At 58.7% G+C, this 22701-nt stretch carries 18 protein-coding genes; 13 read left to right on the top strand and 5 right to left on the bottom strand.

The window, feature by feature from the left end:
* Window positions 1–19 precede the first annotated feature (19 nt).
* On the bottom strand, window positions 20–943 hold the full coding sequence (locus ABRP84_RS04255) for a LysR family transcriptional regulator (protein WP_349852823.1): 924 nt from the start codon (window positions 941–943) through the stop codon (window positions 20–22).
* Window positions 944–1009: 66 nt separating this feature from the next.
* Here ABRP84_RS04255 and ABRP84_RS04260 point away from each other — a divergent pair, with 66 nt between their 5' ends.
* From ABRP84_RS04260 to ald, 6 genes are all read left to right on the top strand, one after another.
* Window positions 1010–3061: a bifunctional copper resistance protein CopD/cytochrome c oxidase assembly protein gene (locus tag ABRP84_RS04260; RefSeq protein ID WP_502879784.1), complete on the top strand. Its 2052-nt coding sequence runs from the start codon at window positions 1010–1012 to the stop codon at window positions 3059–3061.
* A 192-nt stretch (window positions 3062–3253) separates the two neighbouring features.
* Entirely contained in the window at window positions 3254–3850 is a 597-nt protein-coding gene (locus ABRP84_RS04265; protein ID WP_349852825.1) for a single-stranded DNA-binding protein, read from the top strand.
* 108 nt (window positions 3851–3958) lie between these two features.
* Window positions 3959–5629, top strand: coding sequence for an energy-dependent translational throttle protein EttA (gene ettA / locus ABRP84_RS04270; protein WP_005277855.1), 1671 nt, complete (start codon window positions 3959–3961; stop codon window positions 5627–5629).
* Between the two features lie 11 nt (window positions 5630–5640).
* Window positions 5641–6054 (top strand): acyl-CoA thioesterase, encoded by a 414-nt coding sequence (locus tag ABRP84_RS04275; protein ID WP_034659036.1) that lies wholly within the window; start codon window positions 5641–5643, stop codon window positions 6052–6054.
* Between the two features lie 42 nt (window positions 6055–6096).
* The gene (locus tag ABRP84_RS04280) at window positions 6097–6735 is read left to right on the top strand and encodes a DUF8185 domain-containing protein (RefSeq protein WP_349852826.1); all 639 of its coding nucleotides are present in this window, start codon (window positions 6097–6099) and stop codon (window positions 6733–6735) included.
* A 258-nt stretch (window positions 6736–6993) separates the two neighbouring features.
* The gene (gene ald, locus ABRP84_RS04285) at window positions 6994–8085 is read left to right on the top strand and encodes an alanine dehydrogenase (protein WP_349852827.1); all 1092 of its coding nucleotides are present in this window, start codon (window positions 6994–6996) and stop codon (window positions 8083–8085) included.
* Window positions 8086–8224: 139 nt separating this feature from the next.
* Here ald and ABRP84_RS04290 read toward each other — a convergent pair whose 3' ends face one another.
* Both ABRP84_RS04290 and ABRP84_RS04295 read right to left on the bottom strand, forming a co-directional pair.
* A complete protein-coding gene (locus tag ABRP84_RS04290; protein WP_349852828.1) occupies window positions 8225–8608 on the bottom strand; it encodes a globin in 384 nt (127 codons plus the stop codon).
* The gene (locus ABRP84_RS04295; RefSeq protein ID WP_349852829.1) at window positions 8609–9613 is read right to left on the bottom strand and encodes a mechanosensitive ion channel family protein; all 1005 of its coding nucleotides are present in this window, start codon (window positions 9611–9613) and stop codon (window positions 8609–8611) included.
* A 156-nt stretch (window positions 9614–9769) separates the two neighbouring features.
* Here ABRP84_RS04295 and ABRP84_RS04300 point away from each other — a divergent pair, with 156 nt between their 5' ends.
* On the top strand, window positions 9770–10927 hold the full coding sequence (locus tag ABRP84_RS04300) for a cystathionine gamma-synthase (RefSeq protein WP_349852830.1): 1158 nt from the start codon (window positions 9770–9772) through the stop codon (window positions 10925–10927).
* 21 nt (window positions 10928–10948) lie between these two features.
* On the opposite strand, the gene ABRP84_RS04305 is transcribed toward ABRP84_RS04300, so the two are convergent.
* Window positions 10949–12820 (bottom strand): FAD/NAD(P)-binding protein, encoded by a 1872-nt coding sequence (locus ABRP84_RS04305; protein ID WP_349852831.1) that lies wholly within the window; start codon window positions 12818–12820, stop codon window positions 10949–10951.
* A gap of 202 nt (window positions 12821–13022) precedes the next feature.
* Here ABRP84_RS04305 and ABRP84_RS04310 point away from each other — a divergent pair, with 202 nt between their 5' ends.
* The 6 genes from ABRP84_RS04310 to ABRP84_RS04335 are packed head-to-tail and all read left to right on the top strand — an operon-like array spanning window position 13023 to window position 20160.
* Window positions 13023–14678 (top strand): TIGR04028 family ABC transporter substrate-binding protein, encoded by a 1656-nt coding sequence (locus ABRP84_RS04310; RefSeq protein ID WP_349852832.1) that lies wholly within the window; start codon window positions 13023–13025, stop codon window positions 14676–14678.
* A gap of 3 nt (window positions 14679–14681) precedes the next feature.
* Entirely contained in the window at window positions 14682–15713 is a 1032-nt protein-coding gene (locus tag ABRP84_RS04315; protein WP_349852833.1) for an ABC transporter permease, read from the top strand.
* Window positions 15710–16522, top strand: a complete 813-nt coding sequence (locus ABRP84_RS04320; RefSeq protein WP_349852834.1) for an ABC transporter permease — start codon at window positions 15710–15712, stop codon at window positions 16520–16522. The genes ABRP84_RS04315 and ABRP84_RS04320 overlap by 4 nt, the downstream gene beginning before the upstream one ends.
* Window positions 16522–18126, top strand: a complete 1605-nt coding sequence (locus ABRP84_RS04325) for a dipeptide ABC transporter ATP-binding protein (protein ID WP_349852835.1) — start codon at window positions 16522–16524, stop codon at window positions 18124–18126. The genes ABRP84_RS04320 and ABRP84_RS04325 overlap by 1 nt, the downstream gene beginning before the upstream one ends.
* Before the next feature lie 59 nt (window positions 18127–18185).
* Window positions 18186–19412: an alkylhydroperoxidase domain protein gene (locus ABRP84_RS04330; RefSeq protein ID WP_349852836.1), complete on the top strand. Its 1227-nt coding sequence runs from the start codon at window positions 18186–18188 to the stop codon at window positions 19410–19412.
* Window positions 19413–19470: 58 nt separating this feature from the next.
* Window positions 19471–20160 carry an SDR family oxidoreductase gene (locus ABRP84_RS04335; RefSeq protein ID WP_023023597.1) on the top strand — a complete coding sequence of 230 codons (690 nt, stop codon included), beginning with the start codon at window positions 19471–19473 and terminating at the stop codon, window positions 20158–20160.
* Window positions 20161–20164: 4 nt separating this feature from the next.
* Here the strand turns inward: ABRP84_RS04335 and pepN are convergent, their stop codons facing one another.
* Window positions 20165–22681 carry an aminopeptidase N gene (gene pepN / locus ABRP84_RS04340; RefSeq protein ID WP_349852837.1) on the bottom strand — a complete coding sequence of 839 codons (2517 nt, stop codon included), beginning with the start codon at window positions 22679–22681 and terminating at the stop codon, window positions 20165–20167.
* Window positions 22682–22701: the final 20 nt, after the last annotated feature.

The following is a 22701-nucleotide window of genomic DNA, read 5'->3' on the forward strand; positions in this document are numbered from 1 at the left end:
CCCACGGCCACGGTGATTTCTAAGCCAGGGGGCGGACGGAATTGTGCGCGCGCAGAATTCCGACCAATTCTTGGGCGGCTGGGGTCAGTTCGCGGTCGGAGCGATACGCCAAGATGGCATGGAAGCGCGGAAGATCCTCTTTGACCGTTAGTTTAGCGATGCCCTGCGGGTGCAGCGCGGGGGCGCACCGCGGCATGAAGCTGATGCCAAAGCCACTGGAAATCATCGGGATGGCGGCATGCAGCGATGCCACGTCTTGAATGTGATTCGGTTTGTAGGAGGGGTGGTTCTCCCACAGTTCATCGTAAAGCTCCGCCATGCCGGGAAGCTCGCGGCAGTGGGGAGGCACCAGCCAGGTTTCCTCGCGCAAGTCCTGCAGGGAGACGGGGGAAGGAAGATCCGCCATGGCCTCTGGTACCGCGAGGGAGTAGTCGAACTCGGCGACGTCGTGGATAGTCAGCTCGGGAGAGTAGCGGCGAATGAAGGCTTTGGGGTCGGACGTCGGCAAGAGCGCGAGGTCCACCTGGCCCTCTAAGAGCCGCTTGATGGCGGTAGCCGCGGTGGAATCATCCAGGCTAATGCGAGCTGAGGGGTGGATTTCGGTGAGCTCGGAGAGGATGGAAGGGGTAAATTCCCAGTTCAAAATGGGGCACGACGTCAGGGAGACGGTATTGGCGTTATCGCCGGTGATTTCGCTGATGTGGCGCTGGGCATCGGCCAGCAGGGCATCGACCTTAAGGGCGGTGTCATAGACATAATCACCTGCCTCCGTGGTGGTTACGCCCGAACGACCCCGGGACAGCAACTGGGTATTGAGCTCCTTTTCCAATTTGCGGATGGAAAGGCTCAGGGAGGGCTGGGTCATTTCGAGGGCTGCGGCGGCATGGGTAAAGGACCCATTGTCTACAACGGCACGGAAATAAAGAAGTTGACGGGTGTCCATAAGTCCTATCATGGCACATCCAGGGAGAAAATATGCGTTCGCTTTGCATTAGGGTGGCCCTATAGAATGCGAGCTATGGTCAATAAGCTGGTCAAAGGCACGCAGTCTGGAACGCAAAAACCCCGTCCTTCCTGGGGGATTTTTATTGCAGCAATGCTTTTTGCTGGCTTGCTCGCCGGGTTCATTTCCTTGTTCTTATTGGCGGATTCCTTGGCGGCCTTGGGTATTCCGGACCCCGGGAGAATTACCACCTTTGGCCTGCCGCTGTTCCGTGGGTTGGCGTGGCTATTGATGGCGCTTTCTGTGGGGTCCTTTTTGGCCTCGTCGTTTCTCATCGCCCCGCGCGGGGACAACGATTCCCTCATTGGGGCACCATTATCGGTTGATGGCCATATCGCCGCCCGCACCGGTACGTGGTCGGCCTTCGGCGTTGCGGCCGTGGGGCTGGTAGAAATCCCGATGATCATGTCGGACCTGACCGGCACGCCGTTTTTTAAGGTCTTCAACCTGACCATTCTGAAAATGGCATTTACGGAGATTTCCTCCACCATCGTGTGGGGGATTGCGGTGCTCATCGCCCTTACTGTGGGAATTATTGGCAGCCTCAGCCGCACCTGGGCCATGCAGCCGGTCCTGCTTTTGCTGTCCATCCTGCAAGTAGTTCCCATCGGCCTTGAGGGCCACTCTGCGACCGGCGGCGATCACGATTACGGCACGAACTCGCTGCTGTGGCACCTGGTATTTGTGATGCTGTGGGTGGGCGGTCTCATGGCGCTCATCGCGCACGGCCGGCGCTTGGGCCCGAACCTCACCTTCGCGGTCAAACGTTATTCCGCCATCGCTTTCATGGCCATCGTCGTGCTGGCGGTATCCGGCCTAATCAATACGCTCATCCGGATGGATATTTCGGACCTGCCGCAATCGCCTTACGGCATTATCCTGATCACCAAGTTCGTGCTCACCATCCTGCTGGGCATTTTGGGGCTTATCCATCGCGAACTCACCATCCCGCAGTTAGATAAAACCCCGCGGCTCTTTATCCGCATCGCCATCGTGGAGCTCGCGGTCATGGCGGGCACGATTGGCGTAGCCATCACCCTGGGGCGCACCGTGCCGCCGCCACCGCGGGATCCGAACTTGAGCTCGATGCAGATCCTCATGGGCTATAACCTGCATGAGGCACCCACGGTATTCAATATCTGGACGATGTTCCGCTTTGACATCATGTTTGGCACGATTGGCCTGCTCTTGGCCGCGGCATATGGCTACTGCGTTTACCGCGTGCACAAGCGTGGGTTGAGCTGGGACAAGGGGCGCACTGCGTGGTTTATGGTCGGCTCGCTGGGCCTTACGCTTGTCATGTCCACCGGCCTCGGCCTGTACATGCCCGCAATGTATTCCATCCACATGCTGGTGCACATGATTTTGTCCATGACCATTCCGCTGCTCATGGTGCTAGGCGCGCCCGTCACCTTGGTCATGGAGGCCTACGAGCCGGGTCCAAAGGGGCAGCCGAGCCCGCACGATTATGCCTTGGCTCTGACCCAATCTAAGTTCGTGCGGGTCATTACCAATCCCTTCGTGAACTTGGCGCAGTACCTCTTTTTCCTCTACGTGCTCTATCTTTTCCCGAGCCTGTACGAATTCGCCATTTCGGAGCACGCCGGCCACCTCATCATGAACTACGTGTTCCTCATTTCCGGCTACTTCTACTTCTGGGAGGTCATTGGCCCAGATCCCTTGCCTAAGCGCCATTCCACGCCCTTCCGGCTTGGCATGCTTTTCTTGTCGATGCCCTTCCACCTCTTCGCCGGCGTCTACCTGATGCAGCTGCAAACGGTGCTTGGCCTCGACTTCTATCAGTACCTCGAGCTGCCTTGGGATCATGATTTGTTGCAGGATCAGCGCGTGGGCGGGGGCATTGCCTGGGGCTTTGGCCAATTCCCCTTGGTCATTGTCTTTGGCAAGCTCTTCTTGGATTGGCTTCGCGATGACCGCGCGACCGCGCGGCGCCACGACGTGCAGGCGGAGGCGGACGATGACGCTGAGCTCGCCCGCTATAACGCGATGCTGGAGGATATGAGCCACGGCGATGAAAGCGGGTTCCGCGGGCACTAAATAGTCGCCCACTTGTGGATAACCCACCCGAAGGTGACCATCTTGGCCCCACTTTGTTGAAGGGGACAACGAGTTATCCACAGTGCCGGTGGTTACAGCATGGTGTGGGTTGCGCTGCGGCAGCAGGATGTGAAGGCGAGCGAGGGACATACCACTCGCGAACTCACAACCCAGTAAAGGAATCTCAGCACCATGTCTCAATACCCAGTGATGCTCACCGGCCGCCTTACCCAAGACCCGATCTTGACCAAGACCTCGACCGGCGCATATAAAACCAAACTGCGCATCGCATCCTCACGGCGCGTTCCTGACCGCCCCGCCGATACCGGCACCGACGCGGAAAACCAGCGCGGCCAGCAGCAATGGCGCGATGTAGACCACCTCTTTATTGACGTGGAAATGTGGAACCAATTTGCCATCAACGTCAAGAAATCCTTGGCCAAGGGCATGCCGCTGCTCGTCTGCGGTTCGATTGTCTCCGATCAGTGGCGCGATGATGAGGGCAAGGATCATTACCGCACCTTTATCAAGGCACAGTATGTGGGCCTAGATCTGAACCGCCACGTCATCGGCGCAAAACGCTTGGCACCGCAGTATAACCAGGAAAACATCGCCATCCCGGAGCTTGGCGATAATGAGGTAGAGCCAGACGTGGATAACTCCGCGCCGGGAGATACCGCCGCCGATACCGCTGCAGACCGCATCCAAGCGGGAAATAGCGTGGCATCCCAAGACAGCGAGGAAGTAGCAACGCAAGAGGGGGAAACCGCCGAAACCGTGCATGCATAGGGCCAGCCATCCGCCTCGGGTTAGCCCAGCCCGAGGCACCTAGGCACGCATTCTGATGTAGTGTTTGTGTAGATAAATACGTCTCCCAAATTTTGCAAAGGGGTAAAAGTGGGCGAATTCATCTACACGATGAAAAACGTGCGCAAGGCAATTGGCGATAAGGTCATCCTTGATGATGTCACGATGGCGTTCTACCCGGGCGCCAAGATTGGTGTGGTCGGCCCCAATGGTGCCGGTAAGTCCTCCATTCTGAAGATCATGGCCGGCTTGGATCAGCCTTCTAATGGTGAGGCATTCCTCGACCCGGGCGCTACCGTGGGCATCCTGCAGCAGGAGCCGCCGCTGAATGAAGAAAAGACCGTGCGCGGCAACGTCGAGGAGGGCCTCGGCGATATCTTTGAAAAGAAGCAGCGCTTTGAGGAAATCGCCGAAGAAATGGCGACCAATTACAGTGATGAGCTCATGGCAGAAATGGGCAAGCTGCAAGAGGACTTGGATGCCGCCGATGCATGGGAGGTTGATTCCAAGATCGAGCAGGCAATGGAGGCATTGCGCTGCCCGCCTTCCGATGCCCCAGTGACCAACCTCTCCGGTGGTGAGCGCCGCCGCGTGGCCCTGGCCAAGCTCCTGTTGACGGAGCCTGACCTGCTGCTTTTGGATGAGCCCACCAACCACCTGGACGCCGAGTCTGTGGAGTGGCTGGAAAAGCACTTGGCTGATTACCCCGGTGCCGTCTTGGCCGTCACCCACGACCGTTACTTCTTGGACCACGTGGCGGGCTGGATCTGCGAGGTGGACCGCGGCAAGCTGTACCCATATGAGGGTAACTACTCCACCTACCTGGATAAGAAGCAAGAGCGCCTCCAGGTTGCTGGCAAGAAGGATGCCAAGCTGCGCAAGCGCTTGAAGGACGAACTGGAATGGGTACGCTCCGGTGCCAAGGCTCGTCAGGCCAAGAACAAAGCGCGTTTGGAGCGCTACGAAGAGATGGCTGCAGAAGCGGAGAAGTACAAGAAGCTGGACTTCGAGGAAATCCAGATTCCTACGCCGCCGCGCTTGGGCAACAAGGTGGTCGAGGCGAAGAACCTGGTCAAGGGTTTCGACGATCGCACTCTGATCAAGGATTTGTCCTTCACCCTGCCGCGCAACGGCATCGTGGGTGTTATCGGCCCGAACGGTGTGGGTAAGACCACGCTGTTTAAGACCATCGTCGGTTTGGAAGAGCCGGATGATGGCTCCGTTGAAGTCGGCGAGACCGTCAAGCTGTCCTACGTGGACCAGAATCGCGAGAATATCGACCCAGAAGCTACCGTGTGGGAAGTTGTCTCCGGTGGCCTGGATTATATTCACGTTGGCCAAAATGAGATGCCATCGCGCGCGTACCTTTCCGCCTTCGGTTTCAAGGGCCCGGATCAGCAAAAACCATCGAAGGTCCTCTCCGGTGGTGAGCGCAACCGCTTGAACTTGGCGCTGACCTTGAAAGAGGGCGGCAATCTTATCCTTCTTGACGAGCCAACCAACGACTTGGACGTCGAAACCCTGGGTTCGCTAGAAAACGCTTTGGAGAAATTCCCTGGCTGCGCCGTTGTTATTTCCCACGACCGCTGGTTCTTGGACCGCACCTGTACCCACATTCTGGCGTGGGAAGGCAACGTTGCCGAGGGGCAATGGTTCTGGTTTGAAGGTAACTTTGGGGACTACGAGAAGAACAAGGTGGAGCGTCTGGGAGAAGACGCCGCCCGTCCTTCTCGCGTAACTCACCGCAAGCTCACCCGATAATCCTGAGGAGAATGATGGCGACCGATAACGCGCATACCCACCAAGTGCCCACCCGCTGGGGCGATTTCGATATGTATGGCCACATGATGAACGCCAACTATATCGAAGTTGCCCAGGAGGCACGCTTGGCTTTTGCCAAGGAGAATATCTATGCCAAGGGCATCGATTTTATGGCCTTGGTGCGCCATCTGGACGTGGACTATATGCGGCCCATTCCTTTTGAGGGCAACGCCCACGTCATCGTGGAAACCTCCGTTTCCCAGATCGGTTCGTCATCCTTTACCACGTCCCAGCAGGTCAAGACTGCCGCTGGGGAAGTAGCGGCCACGGTGAACTGTGTGCAGGTAGTCATTGACAAGAAGAAGCACACCCCGCGCCCGCTTACGGATGAGGAAAAGGATATTCTGCAGATGAGCGCCTCCTAAATGGCGCACTAGGCACATAAAGAAAGGTAGGGCCCGTTAGCCATGGTCACCGAGTCGCTTGAAGTTCGCAGCGGAGGACCTGGCTTACGGGCCCTTCTTGCGCGCGCAGTCGGGGTAGACGCGAATGCGTCGGTGCGTCTGCGCCAGCTTGCCGATGACGTCGTCGACGCCTTTGTTACCACCCCCTTCGAGGTTGTCGCCTCCCGGCGGGTGCAAGGGACTGTCTCCCGCGATGGGGCAGTTGTGTCCGCTGGGACGCTGGAGCAACAGCTCGCGGAACACGATGGCACCGGCATTATGGAACTCGGCCCGTCCCGTGATGCGTCGTGGCCGGGCGCATTGCCCCCGGCAACCGGCTTTAGCGTGGTGGACACCCTGCCGGTGACGGTGGTTCGCGAGCTTTCGGATCAAGGCCAGAAGCTGACCCGGGAGTTTTCCGGGCCCATGGGCCCGCCACCCAGCCTGCTTAATCAAACCGTGGTAACGGTTGAAGGCAATGGGCAGACGGTGGAAATCCCGATGCGGATGATCTTCGCCTGCACCAACCTGGGCCTTATTCCGGGGTTTTCTGCCTCCATGGATATTCCGCGGCATCTGCGAGTATCGAGCCTAGGTCGGTGGGTGCGCCTTGATGCGCCGTTTGGCAGCATCTACCGTTCCACGCGGCTATCGGTTCTGTAATTACTCCCCAAATCTGGGATCTCACCGCCTAAAACAGACAGTGAGTAATACCTATAACCCAATAGTCGGGGGTAGTGGGTATTTTCCGAGTGTGTATTTTTGACCCCATACACTGCGGCATCGAGTAAATCGCGATTATTACTGTCACCCCCGTTCGTGAAATACGCACAAACTTATATTCTCCTTCGCATTCTGCGTTAACCTGACAGCGAGAAATAAATTTTCGCCTCTGTAACCAACACATGAAGGAGAAACTCCGTGCGCATTTCTGTACCCAAAGAAATCATGAATAATGAAAGCCGCGTCGCCCTCACCCCAACCGAGGTGCGGACCTTGGTTACTGATGGGCACGAGCTTTTCGTCGAATCGGGCGCAGGCGTAGGCGCGTCCTTTCCCGATGAGGAGTACGTAGAGGCTGGCGCCACCATCGTCGATTCTGCTGACGAGACGTGGGCGAAGGCCGAGCTACTGCTGAAGGTAAAGGAGCCGCTGGAATCCGAGTACCAGTACCTGCGCTCAGATCTCACCGTCTTTACCTACCTGCACTTAGCGGCGGATCGCCCGCTGACGGAGGCGCTGACGGAATCGAAGACGACCTCGATTGCCTATGAAACCGTTACGGACCGCCGCGGCACCCTGCCGCTTTTGACCCCCATGTCTCAGGTTGCCGGGCGCTTGGCCGTTATCGAGGGCTCGCACCACCTTTTGTCCACCCAGGGCGGCCGCGGCCTCTTGGTTTCCGGCATCCCGGGCACCCAGCCTGCGCGCGTGGTGGTCATCGGCGGTGGCCAGGTAGGCGCGTCCGCCGTGGCCATGGCGCACGGTCTCCGCGCAGAGGTCACGGTCTTGGACGTGGATCCCCACGTCCTGCAGCGCTTTGATGACCAGTACGCCGGTGGCGTGCGAACCCTGATCTCTGATCCGTCCACGCTGGATAAGGAGTTGGAAGAGGCCGATCTCGTCATTGGTGCTGTCCTGATTCCAGGCGCTGCGGCGCCGAAGCTGGTGCGCGAGGAGACCGTGAAGAAGATGAAGGAGGGTGCCGTGCTTGTCGATGTCGCCATCGACCAAGGCGGATGCTTCGAGAACTCGCGCAAGACCTCCCACGATGAGCCGACCTTCAAGGTGCACGACACCCTCTTCTACTGCGTAGCAAATATGCCCGGTGCGGTGGCTAATACCTCGGCCCGCGCCTTGGCCTCTGCGACGCTGCCGTATATCCGCGCGGTGGCCAACGACAACCTGGATGCCGCGATCGAGCGCTTCCCAGGTTTGCGCTCCGGTGTGATGACCCGCGGCGGCAAGTTGGTATCCGAGCCGGTGCGCCAGGCTTTCGATTGGCAGGACTAAAGAACTGGCAGCGCTAGCCGACGCTAGCACTAGCACACAGTAAAGGGGGCCCGCGCACTTACCAAATGTGGAAGTGTGCGGGCCCCCTTTGTGCTGCTTGTAGCGCTGCTTATGCACGCGCTACAAGAAGTTGAAAAAATTATGGTGCTCTATTGATGAGCATGGCGGCGACGCGCTGCATGTGGTCCCAAATCATGGTGCGATACGCCGGCGGGATGGTGTCTTCCTCGATGCTATCGAGGGATTTTCCCATTAGCTCGAGCCAGCGATCGTGGGCTTCCATGTCGATGGGGAAGGTTGCATGCCGCATGCGCAGGCGAGGGTGCCCGCGGTTTTCTGAGAAGTGTTGGGGACCGCCCCAGTACTGAATCAGGAACCAGGTAAGGCGCTGTTCCGCGCCTTCCCAATCTTGATCCGGATACATGGGGCCAATCACGTCGTCTTCTTTGACCTGGGTATAAAAGCCATGCACTAGGCGCTCAAAGGTAGGGGTGCCACCGATGGCTTCATAGACGGAATTCATTTAAGCATCGTCTCCCTTGTGCGGATTGGCAATGCCGATGCCGTGTGGGTACGGGGTGCTGATGCCCTCTGCGTGCATGATGTTGAGGACGCGGGACTGGACAAAGCGCTGGACATCCCACTGGCGGCCCGGCAGCGTCTTGGTGGAAACGCGGAAGGAGACGTAGTCAGGCTCGAACTTGGACATGCCGTCGATGCGCGGGGTACTAAGCACCATCTTGCGGATCTTTTCGTCCTTGACGGCATCCTTGACAGCCTTGTCGATGACCTCGCCGGCAGCCTCTGGGTCATTGGATAGCCCGACAGGGATTTGGATGCGGGCAACGGAGTACTCGTCGGAGTGGTTAGCCACCTGCAGGATTTCGCCATTGCGGACGTACCACAGGGCACCGTCGATATCGCGGACGGTGGTAATGCGCAGGGAAATGGACTCGACGTCACCGAAGACGCCGTTGCCTAAGTCAATGACATCGCCAATGCCGTATTGATCTTCAATCAGTATGAAGATACCGGAGAGGAAGTCTCGGACCAGTTCTTGCGCACCAAAACCGAGGGCAACACCGATAACACCGGCAGAAGCGATCAGCGGGGCAACGTTGACTTCCAATTCATCCAAGATGGCAATGCCGGCCGAAACCCAGACCACGATGGCAACCGCCGAGCGCCCCACGCCGGCGAGAGTCTTAATGCGCGAGGCGCGGCGCGCCTCCCGGGTTTCTCGTAGGGTCTCATCCGGTTGACCGTCCTGTCCAGACCTGCTGCGGCTGCGGCTGGGCTTTTTGAGGGTGGAGGCTTTAATGCTGTTTTTCGCCAGTCGGTTGATGAGGTGGCGCAGCGCCCAGTGCGCAATGACGGCCAAAATGATAATGAGGCCGATGCGGATGGGCCGCTCGATAAGCCAAAGCTGAACGTTCTCGTCGTTCCAGAAGCTCGATACGGACTCGACTGCATCGTCTTTTTTCTCTGCAGCGCCCTGAGCCGTGATAAATAAGTTCGTACTCATCATTCTTTCTTGATCGTGGACACAAGCTAACCGCACCCATTCTAGAGAAGAATCCTGAAATCTCACTGACGACGCCCAACCAGCAGCGGGTGGTTGAGGTCGAATATAAATTGCCGAATGACCGGTGTGGATGAACCGCTTAGTCTACGATTGGGAGGCATGACTGAACACAGCGCGCATAACTTGGCAAAAGGATTTTCATCCCGATCCATTCACGCTGGATATCACCCGGATCCGCACATGGGATCCATTAACGTGCCGATCTACGCCTCGACCACGTTTGCCCAAGATGGCCTCGCGCAGCTGCGCGGCGGCTTCGAATACGGGCGCGTGGCCAACCCGACGGTTCGATCCCTTGAAAAGACACTGGCTGCGTTGGAGAGCGCAGACTACGCCCGTGTCTTTGCCACTGGCATGGCAGCCGCCGATACGATGGTGCGCATCTTGGTGCGCCCCGGCGACCACGTTATCTTGGGCAACGACTCATACGGCGGTTCTTACCGCCTGCTTAATGATTTCACGGAGTGGGGCGTGGAGATGTCCATTATCAATACCTGTGATGTCGATGCTGTCGCCGCTGCGGTAAAGGACAATACCAAGCTCATCTGGCTAGAAACCCCGACCAACCCAGCGCTGAATATCACCGATATTGCGGCGGTGGCCAAGGTCAAGGGCAATGCGCAGGTGCTGGTGGATAATACCTTCGCCACGCCGTACCTCCAGAACCCTCTCGCGCTCGGTGCAGACCACGTCCTGCACTCCACCACGAAGTACTTGGGCGGGCATTCCGATGTCCTCGGTGGCGCCGTAGTTACCAATGACCCCGAGGTGGATGAGCAGCTGCTGTACTTCCAGGGCAACGTGGGCGCGGTCGCCTCGCCTTTCGATGCCTACCTGACCGCCCGCGGCATCAAGACCCTAGGTGTGCGCATGGACCGCCACTGCGCCAATGCGCAAAAGGTGGCGGAATTCTTACAGTCCCGCCCAGAGGTTAAGCAGGTGCGCTACCCGGGATTGGCGGAGCACCCGGGCCACGAGCTGGCGGCGCAACAGATGCGCGGGTTCGGCGGCATGATGTCCGTGCGCTTCCATGACCCAGAGCATGCCAAGCAGATTTGCTTGAATACGCGCCTTATCTGCCTGGCGGAATCGCTGGGTGGGGTGGAATCGCTCATCGAGCACCCGCAGAACATGACCCACGTATCGGCCAAAGGCTCCGAATTGGTGCCGCCGGAGGACATGGTGCGCATCTCCATCGGCATCGAGGACATCGATGACCTGTTGGCGGATCTGCAGCAGGCCCTCGACGCCCTTTAAAACGCGCTCTAAAACGCGTACTTAGTGGCCGCCGGCAACCTTTAAGAGGGAACCAGCGGTCTTATCGGTTTCTTGCAACATGAGCGGATCCGTTCCCGGCATGGGGGAAATTGTTGTATCTGGCCACTGCGCATAGGTGGGAATACCCACGATATGCAGGCGTTCATCTAGGCTGCCATCTGGGTGGACGGTGCGCCGCGTGGCACCATCGGTTTCGGGGGAACCGGTGTCCTGCCCGTGATCAGCAAACGGGCGCACCCGTCCACCCTCGACTAATCCGCGGGTGAGCGGATCGCCGGCGACGCGGATATCGGGCTTGTGCATAAAGGCATCGACAAGCGTGGGCGCCGATGCCGAGCGCGGGCCAGAAGTCAGGGTGTAATGGTCTGACTCGATGGCGAGGGTGGGGTGATCGCCGAGGAAGCGGACCAGGTGGGCATCGACAAGCGCGAGCAACTGGCGCACGCGGAAAAGCGGAGGTCCCGAGCCCACCATCTGCCCAAAGGACATGAACTGCGCGTAGCGGCCCGTGCGGGACTCGCGGGTATAGCGGCCTTCCGCGCCCAGAATGGAGGCGGGCTTGCGCGACTGGGACAGCGACCACAGCGCGGCCTTCATGGGCGAATCATGGCCGGCGGCCGCCTCCTGGATATCACCCGCCAGGCTATCCGCAATGTGGGCGGTGAGCGCCGAAATATCGCCGGTAAAACCAGCGACCTGGTACATAAGATCTGTCATATCCCACGGCAGGGTGACCAAGGGAGCGAGGGCGGTGCTGAGATCATCCGGCGCGGTGGAATCGATGACCGCGAGGATCTCTTCGCGCGGGCGGAGCAGCGCTTCCGGATTCACCCGTTCCAGCGTGGTGATATACGCCTCGTAGCTATCGCGGGCGATGGCGGGCCAAACCTGGGCGTCAAAGTCAATGTCCTCAGTGCCCCGGAGCCTGTCGATGACCTCATGCAACCGCCGCCGCGGCATCGTGGGCGGCAGTTCGTTGTACTCGGACTTAGGATGGAAGGGATAACCGCGGCCGGATGAGACGATGAAACGTGGTTCCTTCCCGCTCGCTTCGTAGCGCAGGCCAGAGCGAGTGGTGGAATCCTCGATGAACCTGCCGCCGCGCTCGATGGTGGTCAGCGCCATGATGTCATAAAAGCCCATGCCCAGCCCTCGTACCAGCACGTCTTCGCCGGCGGGAATGGCTTGGTAATCTTGCTCCACGGGGTTGCCCGGTGCGATCCACCGCAGCCCGGACTCCGCCAAGCGCTGCTCCTCATCATTAAAGCGCGGCGCCATCCAGCCATAGGCTAGGACCGTGGCATCGGCGCGTACCTGCGAGCCATCGTCTAGGTGCAGGATATCGGCCGCGCCCTCTGCGGTAATGGTCTCCACGCGGTGGTGGTGGGTGACCGTAGAAATGCTCTCCGGCAGGCGCGCCAGTACCACGTCATAGACCCAGCGCAGGTACTCGCCGTATAAAGCGCGCGTGGGGTTGGACTCCGGGCGGGTAGCGGCCAGCTCCGCGCTGTACTCAGTGGCAATACGCGGGGCCGGAGGGTGCTGGGCAAAAAGCTCGCGCTTGGCAGTAGCGATCTTTTCGCCCTCGCCGCGCAGCAGCTGGATCCACTCGTATTGCGTCGGCCCCTCGAGCACGGGGGCGTCCACCGTCGCGCCGGGCTCTGTAAAAAGCGTGACGGCGCCCGCGCGTGTATTCATGCACAGGGTCTTGGTTTGGTCGGTTTCCCAGACGCGGCCGGCGCCGTGCTGGGCTTCGTCGATGAGGTGAACGGTAACGGGGGAGCTGGAATCATCCATGCGGGCGGTGAGGCGTTCCAAGATGGAAATGCCGCGCGGGCCCATGCCGACGATCGCGATTGCAGGAGTAGCCATAACCCCTATCGTGCCACACAGCGCCCTGGGTGGTTTTATTGGACTCTCCGGTTTTAGATAAATAGACTAAGATGTCTACCTTAAAATTAGTAAACCATAATGAGTGCTGGATAGAGGGTAGACCGTGCGGTCTTGTGTTTATGGTGACGGTGTGTTCTAATGGGCTGGTCCAACTTCAACCTTTAAGGAATTGACCTCCCTTATGAAGTATCTACATCGGCTTTTTAAGCCTCTCGCCGCGGTGGTTGCTAGCACCGCGCTTGTTGTAACGCTCAGTTCTTGCGCGAATACTACCCACGCGGCTGAAGATGGCATGGTGACCTATGCCGAGCCGAATATGTTCAATAACCTCTATCCACCGGCGGGCGGCTATTATCCCAACGGCGGCGTGCTCAATAACATCGCGGACCGCCTGCTCTGGCAGGACCCAGAAACCTTGGAGCTTCACCCATGGATTGCGGAGGACCTGCCTGACACCAATGCGGATGACACGGAATTTACGTTCCATATTCGTAAAGGCGTGACCTATTCCGATGGTTCCGTGCTGGATGCAGCAAACGTGAAAAAGAATTATGACCTGTATGCCAAGGGTGATGATTCCCGCATGCTGACCCCGTCGGAGCAGCTTCCCAATTACGTGAAATCCGAGGTCATTGATGACTACATGGTGAAGTTTTACTTCAGCGAGCCGTCCCCAGGCTTCCCGCAATCCACGTCCGTAATGAACCAGGCCCTGTTGTCTAATGACACGTTGGACTTGGATGACACGGGCTTTTCACCTGGCCACGCTACCGATATTTCTGGTTCGGGACCCTTTGTCATTGAGCAAGAGGATATGGGCACCAAGCTGGTGCTAAAGGCGCGCAAGGACTATGACTGGGCGCCGCCCGCCCGGAAAGACCACCAAGGCCCTGCAGAAATTGAGGGGATCAATGTGGTGCTGGCAGCAGAAGACTCCGTGCGCGTGGGGTCCCTCGTGGCTCATCAATCCGATATCGCCCGCCAGATCGAAGCCCCCGATGAAAAGCACTTGAAAGATAAGAACCTTCAGGTCTTGGCCGCCCCAACCCGGGGTGTGAATAATAGCTACCACTTCCACTTCCGGCACCCGCTGCTGGCGGATAAGCGAGTACGCCAAGCACTTATTCACGCCATCGACCGCGATAATATCCTGAGCACCTTGTATTCGGATTCTTATCCCAAGGGTTCATCCATCCTGGCTCGCACCGCCGTAGGCTTTAAGGATCAATCCGACAATTATGCCTTTGACCCAGATAAATCCCGACGCTTACTCGATGAAGCCGGCTGGATTCCAGGCGAGGATGGCATTCGCGTGAAAGATGGAGAGCGGCTTTCTCTGACATTCAATGAATCCGTCCCGCAGCCTCGTTCGCGTGAGATGTTTACCAAGGTCCAAGAGATGCTGAAAAACATCGGGGTTGAAGCCAACCTCTATCCGGGAGACCGGACTGCACAGGACAAAGCCATGAAGGACCAGGATTCCGTACAAGTCCGCCACTCCATGGTTGGGCGCGCCAACGTGGATACCTTGGCTACCTGGATCAACGGCAAGGGCCGCAATTCCTTCCTCAATTATGACGAAGGAACCGATTCCTTCGGTGATCCCAAGTTGCAGGACATGGTGGAGGAGTATTTCTCTTTAAAGAGCGAAAAAGAACGCCTCGAAATGAGCGGCCGGATGCAGGATTACCTTTCGGAGCAGGCCTATATTCTGCCGCTCTTTGAGGAACCACAAGTTTATGGCTTCCAGCCCTATGTGGAGGGCTTTACCACCGAAGCCATCGGTCGCCCTTCCTTTTATGCGGTGAAGATCAATGCGGAAGAAAGGCAGGAATAAGACATGAGTCCAACATCGATTGTGTTGCGAATAGGCCAAGCCATTGTGGTCATCTGGGCCACGTTTACCGTGGCATTTATCCTGCTTACCGCGCTTCCCGGAGATGCCGTTGCCTCCCGCTACGACAATCCCAACTTGGGTCTTACCCCTGAGCAGCTAGCCACCATTCGAGAGGTTTACGGGGCCGATGAGCCGCTAGTTAACCGTTATATGAATGCTCTAGGCGGGTTTATCACCGGTGATTTCGGCTTTTCCGTGGCCACCGGTACGCCCGTGGCAGACATGCTTGCTGATGCCCTGCCGTCTACCCTCGCCCTTGCGCTGCTTGCCTTCCTATTTGGGGTGGTTCTGGCCTTTGTCATTGCCATCGCCGCTACCTTTGGCCCGCTCGCGTGGTTGCGCGGATTCTTTCGCGGCCTGCCTTCCGTATTGGTTTCGGCCCCAACGTTTTGGGTAGGCATCATCTTGATCCAAGTATTCTCCTTCGCGCTGGGGTGGGTCCCAGTCATCGGTGCTTCTACAGCGCAGGGGCTGGTCCTACCGGTGATTACCTTGGGGCTTTTCGTCTCCGCGCCGCTGGCCCAGGTGCTCATGCGGTCTATCGATGAGGTGATGGATATGTCATTTGTACAGGTAGTACGCGCAAAGGGGGCAAGCGAAGCTTGGCTGTTATGGCGCAACGTCCTGCGCAACGCCATCCTGCCGGCGCTTACCATGGCGGGACTAACCTTCGGCGAGCTAGTGGGCGGTTCTGTGGTGACGGAGGCCGTCTTCGCGCGCCACGGTATCGGTGCGCTGACCGTGGATGCCGTAGCAAACCGCGATACCTCGGTGCTACTCGCCATCGTGGTGCTGGCGGCTACCATATTTGTCCTCATCAACCTTGTGGTGGACTTGCTTTACCCAGTTCTCGACGTTCGCCTGCGTGACCGGGATAAGGGTAGTGCCACTTCCGTCGCAACGTCGCATGCCACTCACCACGTCGGGGTGCAACACGCGGCCCGTAAAGCGGATGAAAAGAAGGCTCAAGCATGAATCTGAAGACGAAGAAACTCCTGACCTCTCCCGGCTCCGTAATTTCCGTGGTGGTATTGGCTTTCGCCGTGGTATGCGCGCTATTCCCGCACCTTTTTGCCTCCCAAGATCCTAATCAGGGCGGCGATACACAGGCATTATTAGCTCCCAGCTCGCAGCACTGGTTTGGGACGGATGCCGTAGGACGCGATCTCTATACTCGCGTCATCTACGGCGCGCGCCAATCCTTGCTCGGTGCCCTCATTGCGGTGCTCTTCGGTCTTACCGTAGGCACGGTGCTTGGCATTATCGCCGGCGTACAGAAAGGCTGGGTGGATGCGGTCATTATGCGCGTTGTGGATGTGCTCCTATCCATTCCGGGCCTGCTGCTATCACTATCTGTCATCATTGTCTTGGGGCATGGCACCTTTAACGCCGCGATTGCTGTCGGTATTACTTCTGTTGCCACTTTTGCCCGTTTGGCGCGCTCGCAGGTATTAAGCGTGGCCGAATCGGACTTTGTGGAGGCGGCCTACGGCTCGGGTGGCACGCCTTTCCACGTGCTTACCCGTCATATTTTGCCTAACTCCCTCACCGCAGTTTTTGCAGTCGCTGCATTGCAATTTGGCCTGGCTATTTTGCAGCTGGCGACCCTGGGATTTTTGGGTTATGGCACTCCGCCACCTACGCCGGAATGGGGGCTATTGATTTCGGAATCACGTGACTATATTGCCACCGCCGGCTGGCTAACCTTGGCCCCCGGCGCCGTCATTGTTGCCGTTGTACTTGCGGCTAATCACTTAAGCCAGACACTGCGAAAGGCTGCCTAATGTCTCTTCTAAGCGTAAAAGATCTGTCCATTACTTATCGCACAGACAAAGGCGAGTTTCAGGCCGCTAGCGGCATTAACCTTGAAGTAAACGCTGGTGAAATGACCGCCATTGTCGGTGAATCTGGTTCCGGTAAGTCCACCTCCGCAATGGCAGCCATCGGTCTGTTGCCGGAAAATGCCTCCATCGTATCCGGTTCTATTTTTTTCGATGGCCGCGATGTCACGCAATATTCGCAGAAACAATGGCGTGAATTGCGTGGTCGACGCATCGCTTTGATCCCGCAGGATCCCAATAATTCCCTGAATCCCCTAAAAACCATCGGTGCCGCGGTGGAAGAAGGCATGGCCGTGCGTTCGCAGGGCTCTAAGCACTCTCGCCGGCAGCGCGCGGCGGAGCTCTTGGAACGCGTCGGCATTGATGATCCTGAGCGCCGCTACGGCCAGTACCCCCATGAACTTTCCGGAGGCATGAAGCAGCGCGCGTTGATTGCCGCGGCCGTAGCATTGGAACCGGAACTTATCATTGCAGACGAGCCCACCTCGGCGCTCGATGTCACCGTGCAGAAGATCATTCTGGATTTGCTAGATGATATGCGCGATGAACTAACTATGGGCATATTGTTTATTACCCACGATCTTGCCGTGGCCGGGGATCGCGCTAACTCCATCGTGGTGATGGAAAAGGGCCATGTGCGCGAGTCTGGAGTGGCCGCCAATGTGTTAACCGCGCCCCAGCATGAGTACTCAAAGCGCCTGCTTGCCGATGCCCCCTCATTGTCCACTCCCACCCTTACTCGCCGCACCGCAACCGAAGGGGCCACGCCTTTATTGGAAGTGGAAGGGGTGAGCAAACGGTTCGGGGATTTTAATGCCGTGCGCGATATAAGTTTTACGGTTGCGCGAGGCACTACCCACGCCCTTGTAGGCGAGTCAGGTTCAGGTAAAACCACCACCGGTCGTGCCATTTCCCTTTTTTCTCGGCCCACCGAAGGAACCATTCGGCTCTCGGGTGAGGAATTGACGGATGTGAAGGGAAAGCGCCTGCGGGAACTGCGGCAAAAGATTCAACTGGTGTACCAAAACCCATTTAGTTCGCTCGATCCGCGTCTGAGTATTGGGGAAACGATCGCTGAGCCGGTCCGGAACTTCACGCGAGCTTCGCGGCGCGATGCTAATAAAAAGGCACAGAAGTTCTTGGATTTGGTTGCTCTTGATTCGGCGATGGCAGGCCGCAAGCCGAAGGAACTATCCGGCGGGCAGCGACAACGCGTAGCTATCGCCCGTGCGATGATCGTCGAGCCGGAGCTGGTAGTGCTCGATGAGGCCGTCTCGGCGCTTGACGTTACCGTGCAAGCGCAGATCCTTCGTCTGCTGGATGAACTGCAACAAGAACTAGATTTGACGTATATCTTTATTTCGCACGATTTGGCCGTGGTCAATCAGATTTCGGATACGGTATCTGTCTTGTCCCATGGGCAGCAGGTGGAATCGGGCCGCACCGCAGAGGTCTTTGCGCATCCGGAAACGGCCTATACCCGTGAACTTATCGCGGCCATTCCCGGCTCACGCTACCGCGCGGGCGACCTAAACTTAGGGCTGTAGTCCAAGTCCAACTAAGCCCCTCCATTCGCTTTAATCATATCGATAGAAAGGTGACACCGATGGTAGATATTATCAACGAATTCTCCGGTGCTTCCCAAGAAGTACAGCGCCTGCGCACAGCACGCCCGCAAGCCCAAGACAATGCCCAGTTAAGTTTTACTGCGTTGCTCGAACCGGAAGACCCTGGCACCTTTTCTTATGCCGAACGCTACGCGATTGCTGCCTTTACCGCGGCCATCAATCATGCGCCCGCGGCGGAATTCTATTTCGACCTACTCAGCGATGAAGCAAGCGAGCCCCTTGTAGCCGCAGTTCGCGCCGCGGCCCGACGCGGGGCATCGACGGGGCCGTACCAAGACGCGGATTTTCTCGTCTTTGGCGAAAACGCTGCTGGGGAAGCCAAAGACTCCGAAGGAGCATTAGGGAAGCGCTTATCCGCTGCGTGTGACTGGGCGCATCTCTTGACTTTCCACCCCAAGGACGCGTCCCCTCAGGCACTTGGTCATCTCGATGCCGCTGGGTGGTCTGCCACCGATATCGTGAGCCTTTCCCAGCTCGTATCTTTCCTCGCATTTCAACTCCGCGTAGCTCACGGGTTGAGCGTGCTTTCGGGGCAGGTTCCCACTGTCTCGGAAGCGCGCCGTGCTACCGGCGGAGTCCAGCCTGACTGGGAGGCGACCGAGAATACTCTTCAGCCCGACGGGGTTATCCCAGATCATTTTGTTAATCACTCACTCGGTTGGCTGCCGTGGGTGGCGCCACTTCCCAAAGAGGACTTCACCCCGGCGCATATGGATGCGCTCATTAAGCCCGAGCGCATTGACTCCGAGTACTTCCGCGTTCTCGCCCGAGATCCCGCCGCCCTGAAGGCGCGTACCCTGACGGACTTGGATATTTTCTACAACACTGAGGGAGGACTATCACGCGCGGATAGGGAACTAGCCGCTACCGTTGTTTCGCGTTTCAATGGGTGCGTTTACTGCGCATCCGTGCACCAGGCGCGGTGCGTGAAAGAAGGCGGGGAGAGGGAAATCGTGGATCGCCTACTTGCAGAGGGCATCACGGCGGATCTCGGTTCTCTAGAATGGGATCTTATTCGCCGCGCTGCTCTGGCGCTGACGTCATCGCCGATAAGCTTTGACGCTAAACTCTGCGCTGAGCTGCGCGATTCCGGATTCGACGATCAGTCCATCGTGGATATCATTTATGCATCCTCCTTTTTCAACTGGGCTAATCGCCTTATGCTCACCTTGGGCCAGGCCAATGTTCCGGAGCGTTATCGGTAGGTAGAGGACACTGCGGTGTCGCGTCGGGGATGCAGCATTTTGCCTATGATGGGGTGGCATGACTGATACCACGAATGTGCCAGAGAAAATCGCCGTCGTTACCGGTGCCACCGGTGGCATGGGGCGCGAGATCATCAAGGACCTCGCCCGTGACTACCACGTATATGCGCTGGGCCGCAGCGCCGATGAGCTGCCAGAGGCCGCGAATATCACGCCGGTTGCCAGCGACTTGGTCGCCGGCTTAGACGAGGGCATGCAGCTGCCCGAGCTAGAGCGGGTCGATGTCCTCGTGCACGGCGCGGCGCGCGCCAAGAAGTTCTCGGTGGAAGAGGCCACCCCGCAAGATTGGCGCGCACACATGGACCTCAACGTCCACGCGCCGGCGGAGGTCACCCGCGCGCTCTTGCCGCAGCTGCGCAAGGCAGAGGGCACCGTCGTCTTCATCAACTCGGGGGCGGGGCGCAAGAGCTACGGCGATAACGTGGTCTATGCAGCAACGAAGCACGCGCTGTATGCGCTTGCCGATGCCCTGCGTATCTCCGAGCCCGGCATCCGCGTCTCCTCCGTGGCGCCAGGCCCCACCGATACCCCGATGCTGGAGGGCCTGCAGGACTACAACCCGAACGAGGTTATTGCACCCGTAGAGGTGGCGCGCGCCATCCGCACCGTCGTGGAGGCTGGGCCCACGACCCAGCTCACGGAGATCCAGGTGCGCCCGCGCATTGAACTGAATCTCCGCAAGAACTAGGCACCTAGTTGGCGTCGACCTCGCGGTTGCGCAGGGCGCGGGCCACGCGGTCGCGCTGCTCGGTAATCGCGCGGCGCAGGCCACCCGCCAGATCCTTCTGCAGGAAGGCATCGGCGCGATCGAGGCCGTCCTGAGTGATATCCCAGGACGGGAATAGCCCCGTAACGGTGGTCAGGCCCACCTCGGAGGACTGGGAATCCCAGATCTTTTCGGCTACCTCGAAGAACTCTGCGGTGGGCAAGAGATCATCGGAGTGCGGGTAGTTTAGCCCTTCCAGCTTGGAAGTGAGCTCGCGGTTGGTGAGGTCCCCGGCGACGATTTCTTCCCATACCGCGCGCTTATTATCCGCAGTGGCAATCGCGGCGCGGGCGCGCAGGGAAGAGTAGTAGCCGGTAGCGGAATTATCGCGCTTGAGCTGGGCGGCGATGGCGGCCTCGGCATCGGCAAGCGCACCCGCGGCAGCAAGCGCTGCGACGGCGAACCAGCGCAGCCCGGCATCATCGGAATCCGCGAGGAGATCGTGCAGGTAGTCGCGGGCCGGCTGATGCAGCCGAATCCTAGACAGCGCCTGCGTGCAGATGATGGAACGCTGCGCATCGGTGCTCCGGGCGCCATCGACAAGCGCCTGCGCCAAAACCGTGCTGTCTTTCGCCCACGCCGGATCCGCGTAGTTTTTCAGCGCGGTAGACGCCTGCGAGACGATGCGCTCGAGGACGGCGAGCTCGGTTTCCGCCTTCATGCCGCGGGCCACCAAGCGGATGAAGTCGCGGGCGCGCATGGTGCCGGCGCGGGTCATCTCCCAGGCGGTGGACCAGCAGAGGGTGCGCGCCATAGGGTCATCGAATTTCTCGATATTATCCAGCAGGAATTGCAGGGATCCTGCATCCAAATCGATGAGGCAGTAGGTCAGATCGTCATCGTTGGGCAGGATGAAATCGATGTCATTGAGGTTGCGCCCGACCAACTCTGGGATCTCGGTGGCCTCGCCCTCCACGTCCATCTCGAGGCGCTCGGTGCGCACGACCTTGCCGTCCTGCGTACCATACAGGCCCACTGCAACGCGGTGGGTGCGCAGGGTATCGCCGCGCTGGGTAAGGTGCGCCTGGGTGATGGTGCCGTCATCGTCGGCCGCCGTTGCAACCGCCAGGGTATTAATACCAGTGGTCTTCAGCCATTGCTGTGCCCAGAAGGAGAGATCGCGCCCGGATGCCTCCTCGAGGTGGCGGAGCAGATCGTCGAAGGTGGCATTGCCCCACGCATGGGCGGCGAAGTGGCGGCGCACGCCAGCGAGGAAGTTCTCGCGGCCAACGTAGGCCTGCAGCTGCTTGAGCACCGAGGCGCCCTTGGCATAGGTGATGCCGTCGAAGTTTTGCTCCACGGTTTCGATATCGCTGGCATCGGTGGAAATGGGGTGGGTGGTAGGCAGCTGATCCTGCTGGTAGGCCCAGGACTTTTCCACGTTGGCGAAGGTGACCCAGGCGGTATCGTATTCGGTTTCTTCCGCCTGCGAGATGGCAGCGGACCAGGTGGCGAAGGACTCGTTGAGCCACAGGTCATTCCACCACTGCATGGTCACGAGGTCACCGAACCACATGTGGGCGAGCTCGTGCAGAATGGTATCGGCGCGGCGCTCGTACTTGTAGTGCGTGGCCTGCGAGGTAAAGACGTATTCATCGCGGAGGGTCACGCAACCGGCGTTTTCCATCGCACCTGCGTTGAACTCGGGGACGAAAATCTGGTCGTACTTGCCAAAGGGGTAGGGGAAGCCGAAGTTGCGGTGGTAGAAGTCGAAGCCCTGCTTGGTCTCAGTAAAGAGGCGCTCGGCATCGAGGGAATCTGCCAGCGAGGCGCGGCAATAGATACCGAGTGGAACCTCGAGCTGCTGGGCCGGCTTGCCCTCGGGGTGCTCGGTCAGCTCGCCGTGCCAGGTATCGGTGACCTCGTGGTACGGGCCTGCGCACAGGGCGACCAGGTATGTCGATAGCGGGTAGTCGATCTCAGAATGGGAGGTATCTCCCTCGCGGGTGACCGGGCCATTGGTGATAATGGTCCACTCCTCTGGGGCCTTAAAGTGCAGGGAGTAGGTGGCCTTCAGATCCGGCTGGTCGAAGCAGGCAAAGACGCGCTTGGCATCGGCAGTTTCAAACTGGGTGTAGAGGTAGACCTCGTTATCGGCGGGATCCACGAAGCGGTGCAGGCCCTCGCCGGTACGGGAGAAGGGGATTTCCGCGGTGACCTCGAGCGTGTAGTCCGCTACCTGCAGCCCGGAGAGGGGAATGCCGTAGGTGGGGTCATAGGACTGCGTGGGCAGCGGGTTTCCATTCAGGCGTACCTCGTGCAGCTTGTCCGCGCGCAGATCGATGAAGGTAGAACCGGCATCCTGGGTGCTAAAGCGCACCGTGGTGGTGGACAGGAAGTGGGTATCAGAATGCTTAAGGTCTAAAGCGACATCGTAGTGGTCAACCTTGAGCATCTGGGAGCGATTTTTTGCTTCCTCCCACGTGAGGTTTACAGAGGTCATTGCCTAGATTCTCCTTTGCT

Source organism: Corynebacterium sp. KPL2861, assembly GCF_040225475.1.
GTDB lineage: Bacteria > Actinomycetota > Actinomycetes > Mycobacteriales > Mycobacteriaceae > Corynebacterium.